General features: G+C 67.4%; 8 protein-coding genes. 7 read left to right on the forward strand and 1 reads right to left on the reverse strand.

Going from position 1 to position 6,364, the window contains the following annotated elements; translation table 11 throughout:
- The first annotated feature begins 59 nt into the window (after positions 1-59).
- From RSO01_RS02780 to RSO01_RS02810, 7 genes are all read left to right on the forward strand, one after another.
- The gene (locus RSO01_RS02780) at positions 60-1,238 is read left to right on the forward strand and encodes a CaiB/BaiF CoA transferase family protein (protein ID WP_147145981.1); all 1,179 of its coding nucleotides are present in this window, start codon (positions 60-62) and stop codon (positions 1,236-1,238) included.
- Between the two features lie 92 nt (positions 1,239-1,330).
- The gene (locus RSO01_RS02785; protein ID WP_246157993.1) at positions 1,331-2,125 is read left to right on the forward strand and encodes an enoyl-CoA hydratase; all 795 of its coding nucleotides are present in this window, start codon (positions 1,331-1,333) and stop codon (positions 2,123-2,125) included.
- Positions 2,126-2,215: 90 nt separating this feature from the next.
- Entirely contained in the window at positions 2,216-3,097 is an 882-nt protein-coding gene (locus tag RSO01_RS02790; RefSeq protein WP_147145983.1) for a phytanoyl-CoA dioxygenase family protein, read from the forward strand.
- A complete protein-coding gene (locus RSO01_RS02795; RefSeq protein WP_147145984.1) occupies positions 3,094-3,888 on the forward strand; it encodes a hypothetical protein in 795 nt (264 codons plus the stop codon). Before RSO01_RS02790 ends, RSO01_RS02795 begins: the two co-directional genes overlap by 4 nt.
- A 49-nt stretch (positions 3,889-3,937) precedes the next feature.
- Positions 3,938-4,372 (forward strand): RbsD/FucU family protein, encoded by a 435-nt coding sequence (locus RSO01_RS02800; RefSeq protein ID WP_147145986.1) that lies wholly within the window; start codon positions 3,938-3,940, stop codon positions 4,370-4,372.
- Positions 4,369-5,349 (forward strand): aldo/keto reductase, encoded by a 981-nt coding sequence (locus RSO01_RS02805; protein WP_147145988.1) that lies wholly within the window; start codon positions 4,369-4,371, stop codon positions 5,347-5,349. Before RSO01_RS02800 ends, RSO01_RS02805 begins: the two co-directional genes overlap by 4 nt.
- A gap of 11 nt (positions 5,350-5,360) precedes the next feature.
- A complete protein-coding gene (locus RSO01_RS02810) occupies positions 5,361-6,176 on the forward strand; it encodes an amidohydrolase family protein (protein WP_218037216.1) in 816 nt (271 codons plus the stop codon).
- On the opposite strand, the gene RSO01_RS48390 is transcribed toward RSO01_RS02810, so the two are convergent.
- Positions 6,161-6,364: hypothetical protein (locus tag RSO01_RS48390; RefSeq protein WP_218037217.1), on the reverse strand; the 204-nt coding region annotated here is incomplete at its 5' end. The two genes, RSO01_RS02810 and RSO01_RS48390, sit on opposite strands and share 16 nt — an antisense overlap.

Genomic DNA, 6,364 nt, shown 5'->3' on the forward strand with positions numbered 1-6,364 from the left:
GCTGGAAGTCCAGCGGACGTGGTACGGGTAGACCATTCGCGCAACACAGAGAGAAGCCTATGACCGCCGGACCGCTTTCCCGATTCACAGTCCTCGACCTGACTCGGGTGCGTGCCGGCCCGACCGCCGTGCGCTATCTCGCCGATTGGGGCGCCAACTGCATCAAGGTCGAGATGCCGCCGGGCGCCGGCGACATGGACATGGGCGGACCGCGTCATGGGCCCGACTTCCAGAACCTGCATCGCAACAAGAAGTCGATCACTCTCAACCTCAAGGAGCCGGACGGCCTCGCCGTCTTCAAGAAGCTGGTCGAGAAGGCCGACGTCGTGGTCGAGAACTACCGCGCCGACGTGAAGTTCCGACTGGGCATCGACTATGAGAGCCTGAAGAAGGTGAATCCGCGCATCGTCCTGGGCTCGATCTCGGGCTTCGGCCAGGACGGGCCCTATGCCGAGCGCGCGGGCTTCGACCAGATCGCCCAGGGCATGGGCGGGCTGATGTGGGTCACCGGCATGGAAGGCCAGGGGCCGGTACGTGCCGGCATCGCCGTCGCCGACGTGGGCGCGGGCCTGCACTGCGCCATCGGCATCCTGATCGCGCTGCTCGAGCGCGAGACCTCGGGCCAGGGCCAGTGGGTGTCGAGCTCGCTGCTGCAGGCTATGATCTCGATGTGCGATTTCCAGGCCGCGCGCTGGACCATCGCCAAGGACGTGCCCGGCCAGGCCGGCAACAATCACCCGACCTCGATCCCGACCGGCGTGTTCAAGACCAAGGACGGCTACATCAACATCGCGGCGTCGGGCGGCCACATCTACAAGCGCTTCTGCGAGAGCATCAACGCGCCGGAGCTGATGACCGACGAGAAGTTCTCGAGCGACAAGGCACGGCGCGCCAACCGCGACCTGCTGAATGCCGAGATCGAGAAGCGCGTCGGCGCCTACGGCAGCGCCGAGCTGGTGGAGAAGCTCAACAAGGCGGGCGTGCCGGCCGGCCCCATCTACAAGATGGACGAGATGTTCGCCGATCCGCAGGTCAAGCACCTCAAGATGGCGCATCCGGTGAACTCGCCCAAGCTCGGCCCGATCGAGCTGATCGGCCAGGCGATCAACATGAGCCGCACGCCCTTCGAGATGCGCACGGCCACGCCCGAGCAGGGCGAGCATACCGAGGCCGTGCTGAAGGAAGCAGGCTACGACGCCGCGGCGATCGCGAGCTTCAAGCAGCGCGGCGTCATCTAGCGCTGGGGGCGCGCCACTCCAGTGGCGCGTCTTTGGTTGCTTCAACGCATGATCGCGCCACTGGAGTGGCGCGCCCCCAGCAGGAGAACACCATGATCAGTCCCACACCCAACATGATCGCCGAGAAGCATGGGCCGGTCGGCAAGCTCATCTTCAACAAGCCGGCCAAGCACAATGCGACCTCGACCGACATGTGGGAGGCCATTCCGGTCATCCTCGACGACTTCGAGAAGGATCCGGCGGTCCGGGTCGTCGTCGTGACCGGCGCGGGCGACAAGGCCTTCGTGTCCGGCGCCGACATCTCCGAGTTCGAGAAGGCGCGCTCGACGCCAGAGCAGGTCGCCTACTACGACAAGATCGGCGAGATCGCCAACGCCCGCCTCACCAAATGCTCCAAGCCGACGATCGCCCGCATCCGTGGCTATTGCATCGGCGGCGGCCTGGCCGTGTCGCTGACCTGCGACATCCGCATCGCGTCGGACAAGTCGAAGTTCGGCGTGCCGGCGGCCAGGCTCGGCCTCGGCTACCGCGCCGCCGGCCTCAAGAACCTGATGGATCTCGTCGGACCGGCCTATGCCAAGGAGATCTTCTTCACCGCCCGGCATTTCAGCCCCGAAGAGGCGCTGGGCATGGGCCTGCTCAACCGCGTCGTGCCGGACGCCGAGCTCGACGCCTACGTCGACAACTACTGCAAGCTGATCGGCGAGAACGCGCCGCTCACCATGCATGCCGCCAAGCGGACGGTCGAGGAACTGGCCCGACTCGACGGTAAGCCCGACTTCGGCCGCCTGACGGGGCTGGTGAAGGAATGCTTCGCCTCCGAGGACTACATCGAGGGCCGTACCGCCTTCATGGAAAAGCGCAAGCCGCAGTTCAAGGGGCGGTAGGCTGGGGGCGCGCGACTCCAGTCGCGCGTCATTGTAGGCTGCACCGGAGATCGCGCCACTGGAGTGGCGCGCCCCAGCAGGAGACCGCACATGCCTGTTCTCAGCCGCGAGCAGATCGACGCCTTCTGGCGCGACGGCTATCTCATGGTCGAGGACGCGGTGACCCCGACGCAACTCGCCGCGCTCAAGGCCGAGATCGCCAAGTGGGTGGAAGAGAGCCGGGCCCACAGCAGCCCGTTCGGGCCGCCGACGATCGACGGCCGGCCGCGCTTCGACATGGGCGGCGAGCACAGCGCCGAGAAGCCGGCGCTGCGCCGCATCAACAATCCGTCCGACATTTCCGACGCCTACCGCGAGGTCATGCTCGACGCGCGCACGGTCGACATGGTGGCCGACCTGATCGGGCCGGACGTCAAGTTCCACCACTGCAAGATCAACCTGAAGCTTTCGGGCGCCAAGACCGAGGTCTCCTACCACCAGGACTTCGCCTACACGCCGCACACGAACTCCGACATTGTGACGGCGCTGCTGTTCCTCGACGACATCGACGAGAGCAATGGCTGCCTGACCGTCGTCCCGGGCTCGCACAAAGGGCCGATGCTGTCGCTGTTCGACGGCGAACGCTTCACCGGCGGAGTCGCCGCCGACGCCGAGAAGCAGGCGCTCGCCAAGTCGGTGCCCTGCCTCGGCAAGGCCGGCAGCGTCTGCCTGATGCATACCAAGCTGCTGCATGGCTCGGCGGCCAACGGCGCCGACAAGGCGCGCGGGCTCTATATCTGTGTCTATACCGCGGCCGATGCCGTGCCGATCGCGCGCAATCCCATGCCCAGTCCGAACGAGGGCCGCATCGTGCGTGGCAAGGAAGCGCGCTTCGCCCGCCTGTCCGAAGGCCGGGTCGAGCTGCCCAAGCAGCCCAAGTCGGCGTCGTTCTTCACCGTGCTCGGGCAGGAGTCCAAGCAGGCCGCCGAGTGAGCGACCCGTTTCCGGCAATCGCGGAGCCTGCCGCGACCGGAGAAACGGCAGCTCTCTTCGCCGACATCCGCGCCACGGTCGGTGTGCGCGTGGTCAATCTCGTGTGGCGGCATCTGGCCACGCTCGATGGCGCCCTGCCGTGGGCGTGGCATGCGGTGAAGCCGCTTTATGTGCAGGGCATGGCCGATCGTGCCGTCGTCGATTTTCGGCGCGAGATGACCCTGCCGAAGCTCGGCTCGCTGGCGGGGACCGAACCGGCCAGCGTCGATGCGGTGCTGGCGAGCTACGATCATTCCAACACCGTCAATCTCTTCGCGCTCGGTGCGCTGATGGCACGGCTGCGCGGCGACGTGGCTGAGGAGGGCGTGCCGGAGCAGGGGCCGCGCCTGCCAGCACCCGATGTCGACTTGCCGCCACTCGCGTCCGAAGCCGATGTCCCACCTGAAACCTGGCAGCGCGTGCTGCGGCTCAACCACTTCGGAGACCGACCCGAGCCTCTGATCCTCGCCAGCATGTATCGCCATCTCGCCCATGCGCCGGCCTTCCTGCAGCGCCTGGAAGCCGCGCTGACGCCGGTGCAGGCCGACGGCTCGCTCGACCGCGCCATCCTCGCCAATCGCCGGACGGCCCATCAGCGAGCGCGGGTGCTGGCGCGAGCGATCGCCACCGAGCCGCCGCGGCTCGCCCGGGAGATCGAGGCTTCCGTCTCGGCGTTCGTCGAGCACGCCATCGGCAAGATGGTGACGATCTGTCGGGCGATCCGCGTTGCGCGAGGGGCCGTGTCGTCCTGAGCGACGCACAGGATCTCGTGCTACGGTCACCGCAAAAGCCGGAGGAAACATGCTGCTCGGCCTCGATCCCGTGCTGGGTCCCGACCTGCTGCACGCCCTTGCCGCGATGGGCCACGGCGATCGCATCGCGCTGGTCGACGCCAACTATCCGGCCACGCGCGGCCGCCGCCTTGTCCACCTGCCGGGCCTCTCGACCCCGCGTGTCCTGCAGGCGGTGCTGTCGGTCTTTCCGATCGACACCTTCATCGCCGACCCCTGCGCCGTCATGCAGGTTGTCGGCGAGCCAGGTGCATTGCCGCCGGTGGTCGCCGAGATGAATGCGGCGCTGGCCAAGCATGGCGCCAAGGCCGCCGTCGGCATCGAGCGCAACGCCTTCTATGCGGCCGCCGAGAGCGCCTACGCCATCGTGCAGACCGGCGAGCGCCGGTTCTACGGCAATATCCTGCTCACCAAGGGCGTCGTCGCGCCGGAGGAACGGACATGACCGGCTACAGTCCTCCGGGGCCGCTCGGCGCCGGCAGTGCACCTCTCGGCAATCTGGGCACGGTCGTCCCTGAAGAGGACGCTGTCGCCTGCCTGGCTGCGGCGTGGGACGTCGGCATCCGCCACTACGATACGGCACCGCACTACGGCGCCGGGTTGGCCGAACACCGGCTGGGCAATGCCCTGCGCAGCCGGCCGCGCGACGCCTATACGCTCTCCACCAAGGTCGGCCGATTGCTTCACGCCGCGCCAGAGACGCGGGAAGTGAGCCAGGGCTTCGTGCACGCCTTGCCGTTCCGCCGGACCTTCGACTACACCGCCGCCGGCACGATCCGCTCCCTCGAGGACAGCCATCAGCGCACGGGCCTCAATCGGTTCGACATCGTCTATATCCACGACTGCGCCGAGGACTGGCATGGCGCCGCCTTCAAGGACCGCTTCGCCGAGGCAATGGCCGGCGCCGTCAAGGTCTTGGGCGCGATGCGCGATCGCGGTGAGATCCGGGCCTGGGGCATGGGACTCAATCTGGTCGAGCCCGCGCTCGCCTGTCTCGAGACGGAGCGGCCGGACATCTTCCTCATTGCCGGGCGCTACACGCTGCTCGACCACACGGCGCTCGCCCGGCTGTTTCCGGCCTGCGCCGCCAAGGGGGTGAAGGTCGTGCTGGGCGGGCCTTACAATTCCGGCCTGCTGGCGGGCGGCACGACCTTCAACTACGTGCCCGCCGAGCCCGACATGGTGGCTCGCGCCCAAGCCATCCGTGCGATCTGTGAGCGTCACGGCGTCGACATCAAGGCCGCGGCGCTGCAGTTCTGCGCAGCTCATCCGGTCGTCGCCGCCGTGATTCCCGGTCCGCGCACCGCTGCCGAAGTGAAACAGAATGCGGCTCTCATGCAGGCCGACATTCCTGGTGCCCTGTGGTCCGAGCTGCGCCGCGCCGGCCTGCTGCCGGAGAGCGCCCCTACACCGGAAAAATAGGCGCCGGAAAGATGATCCGGGTCGACGCCCACCATCACGTCTGGACCATCGCGCGTGGCGACTACCGATGGCTGTCTTCTGACATGTCGATCGCCCGCGACTACGGGCTGGACGACCTTCGCCCCTTGCTGGGCGGCATCACCGCGACCGTGCTGGTGCAGGCCGCCGACAGCGAGGCCGAAACCGCTTTCATGCTGGACGTCGCACGCGGCTCGGCGGGCCTGGTGCGCGGCGTGGTCGGCTGGACGGACCTCGCGTCGCCCGGCGCGCCGGCCCGCATCGCCGAGCTTGCCGCCGATCCCTTGCTGAAGGGCCTTCGCCCGATGCTGCAGGATATCGACGACACCGCCTGGATCCTACGTCCTACCGTTCAGCCGGCGCTCGCCGCCATGGCGCGACACGGCCTGCGCTTCGATGCCCTCATCAAGCCGCGCCATCTTCCCGTCATTGGCGAGCTGGCGCAGCGCTATGCCGATCTTGCGGTCGTGATCGATCACGCCGCCAAGCCGGACATTGCCAACCGCGCCTTGCGACCATGGGCGGACCACATGGCACGACTGGCTCGCGAGACACCGTGGTGCTGCAAGGTGTCGGGCCTGGTCACCGAGGCACAGGCGGACTGGCGGATCGACGATCTACGTCCCTATGTCGATCATCTGCTCGCGACGTTCGGGCCGGATCGCCTGATGTGGGGCAGCGACTGGCCGGTCGTCACGCTGGCGAGCAACTACCAGCGCTGGCGTGAGGCGGCGATGACCCTCCTGCCGGCGGATGCCCATGACACCGTGTTGGGCGGCACCGCCATACGATTCTACGGTCTGTTTTGACGGCTTTGCGGCTGATGGCGAAAGCATTGCTGGCACCCGGCCAGAGCGATACAAAAAGTGGCGTGATCGCCGGTCCGGTCCGCCAGCCTCAGGCGAAGCCGGTAGCGCAAATAGTAGCTCTGCACAGTGGTTTTGACGAGCTGGCGAGGGGCCGATGAGATTGCCTGCACTGCTGGCACGGTACCTGA

Origin of the sequence: Reyranella soli (assembly GCF_007992495.1) — a bacterium.
Lineage (GTDB): Bacteria > Pseudomonadota > Alphaproteobacteria > Reyranellales > Reyranellaceae > Reyranella > Reyranella soli.